Raw genomic sequence first — 2,428 nt, 5'->3', positions numbered from 1 at the left:
GGGGTGGGGTTCTCGGCCAGGGCGCGGCCCAGCTCCAGCGCGAACAGGGGGTTGCCGCCGCTGGTGCGGTGGATCTCGCGGGCCGTGGAGCGGGGCAGGCCGGCGTAGCCGCGGTGGTCGAGCAGGGCGGACACCTGGGTACGGGTCAGCGGGTCCAGCCGGACCGAGAGGGTGTCGGGCGGGCAGGCGCGCAGATGGCGGTCGTACTCCTCGTCCTCGGTGCGCACCGCGCACAGCATCTGTACCGGCGTCTCGCCCAGGCGCCGGGCGGCGAAGCCGAGCAGTTCGGCGCTGGCCGGGTCCAGCCACTGCAGGTCGTCGGCGACGAGCAGGACCGGGCCCTTCGCGGCGAGCGCGCGCAGCGCGGACAGTACGGCCAGGCGCAGGGCGAGGCCGTCGCGCTGCAGGGTGGACTCGCCGCGGCCGGTGAGCGCCGACTCCAGCGCGGTGTGCTGGGCGGCGGGCAGCTTGCCGGACACCTCGTCCAGGACCAGGCCGAAGAGGTCGGCCAGGGCCAGGAAGGGCAGGTGGGATTCGGACTCGGTGGCGGAGCAGCGCAACACGGTGCGGGCCGTCGGGGCGTATTCCGCGGCCAATGCCCGCAGCACGGTCGACTTTCCTATTCCGGCCGGCCCGTGCAGCAGCACGCTCCCGCCGCGCGCGAGCTGCTCGCGCGCCGCCGCGGACGGCTCCTCCTGGCCGATGACCAGGTCGGAACGGCAGCCCGCAGGGCCCTTGAAGTCCCGTCGCACGCTCGCCGCTCCCCTCCTGTGTCGTGTCCGGGCCAAATTCTAGGCAACGAGCCCCGGAATTTCGGACGGCCGGGACGGTGAGGGAAATAACAACGGCCGATGCATGACCGAATTCAAAGCATCACCGAATGAATACAAACCCCACGCGCGCGGCCCCTCGACGGTACCGCCACGCCCCCGCGGACGGTACTCCCGCCGACGCCCTCCCGGCGTCCCCGCGGAGGCGGGCCCGCGTCCTCCGGACGGCGGGACGCCCGCGTACGGGGGCGGCGGGCCGTGCGCGGGAGTGGCGGGCCGTGCGCGCCGCCTACGGCAGCATCCCCGCCCGGCGGGCCGCCGCCACCGCCTCTCCCCGGGTGTGGGCGCCCAGTTTGCGCATGGCCGAGCGGAGGTAGCCCTTCACCGTCTCCGGGCTCAGGCCCAGGCGGGCCGCAGTGGTGGCGTTGGTCGCGCCGACGGCCACACAGGTCAGCACGTCGACCTCCCGCGGGGTCAGGCTCACGCCCTCCACCGGAGCCGGAGTCGTGGTCAACAGACCGCAGACGCTGAGGAGTTCGGCACGCAGGCCGGGGTCGCCGATCCGCGGGGCCAGGGCGCGCAGGGCCGCGTGGGCCTCGCGGACCTGCTCCCAGGCGGGGTCGGTGGCGGGCTCGGCGCGGGCCGCCGTCAGCAGGTCCCGCGCCTCCTCCCGTACCACCAGCGCCTGCTCCACGTCCCGCGCCGCCTCCACCGCCGCGCTCAGCGTGCGGTCGCCCAGCGGCTGGGCCGTGCGCAGCGCGCCGTACAGCACACCGCGCACCCGCCGCCGTACCACCACCGGCACCGCCAGCACCGAGCGCAGCCCCTCCGCGGCGACCGGGGCGTCGTACTCGTGGCTGATCCGGCGGGAGAGCGAGTAGTCCGTCACCGCGCACGGGCGGCCCAGCGCCACCGCCTTGCCGCCCAGCCCGCTGCCCGAGGTCACCGCCAGCGAGCTCAGCGCGAGCGTCGTCGTACCCGTCAGCTCGCTGATCCGCACCCGCGGCCGGCCCGGCTCGATCAGCCCGCCGAAGGCGACCGGCAGGCCCGTCGCCCGCCGCAACCGCACCAGCGCACCCCGGATCTCCGCCACCCCGGACGCGTCCGCCGTCACTCGCTCGCCCCTTCGCCACGGCCCTTCCGCCCCACTACACCCCCCGTTCGGGGGTAGTGGGGCCAGCATCACTGATTACACGATGTGACAGAGCCGCCCGGCAATGGTCCGGCACGGTCCGGCACCACGGAGTGCGCCGCGGGGCCGGAGCGCCCCGGAGGCGAACGACCAGGAAAGCAGGAGGACGGATGACGACGGCGACGGAGCTCTTCCGCGGTGCGCGGGACTTCCTGCTGGAGCACCGCGAGGACTACGCCACGGCGTACGCCGGTTTCGAGTGGCCCCGCCCCGACCACTTCAACTGGGCGCTGGACTGGTTCGACGCCATCGCCGAGGGGAACGGCCGCACCGCCCTGCACATCGTCGAGGAGGACGGCACCGAGACCCGCCTCTCCTTCGCCGAGATGGCCGAGCGCTCCAGCCGCGCCGCCAACTGGCTGCGCGACCGCGGCGTCGCCGCCGGGGACCGCGTCCTCGTCATGCTCGGCAACCAGGCCGAGCTGTGGGAGACCGCGCTCGCCGCGATGAAGCTGCGCGCCGTCGT

General features: G+C 74.9%; 3 protein-coding genes. 1 reads left to right on the top strand and 2 read right to left on the bottom strand.

Annotated features, from left to right (window positions below; all coding sequences use genetic code 11):
- Nucleotides 1–752: AAA family ATPase (locus C1I97_RS35415; RefSeq protein ID WP_181447066.1), on the bottom strand; the 752-nt coding region annotated here is incomplete at its 3' end.
- 307 nt (nt 753–1,059) lie between these two features.
- Nucleotides 1,060–1,884, bottom strand: a complete 825-nt coding sequence (locus C1I97_RS35410) for a helix-turn-helix transcriptional regulator (protein ID WP_111007047.1) — start codon at nt 1,882–1,884, stop codon at nt 1,060–1,062.
- A 188-nt stretch (nt 1,885–2,072) separates the two neighbouring features.
- Here C1I97_RS35410 and C1I97_RS35405 point away from each other — a divergent pair.
- Nucleotides 2,073–2,428 (top strand): AMP-binding protein (locus tag C1I97_RS35405; protein WP_146608408.1); only part of this gene is annotated, 356 nt, incomplete at its 3' end.

The sequence above is a fragment of the Streptomyces sp. NTH33 genome, from assembly GCF_003236365.1.
Lineage (GTDB): Bacteria > Actinomycetota > Actinomycetes > Streptomycetales > Streptomycetaceae > Streptomyces.
The sequence above is the reverse complement of the archived record's forward strand: the minus strand, read 5'-3'. Positions and strand labels throughout refer to the sequence as shown.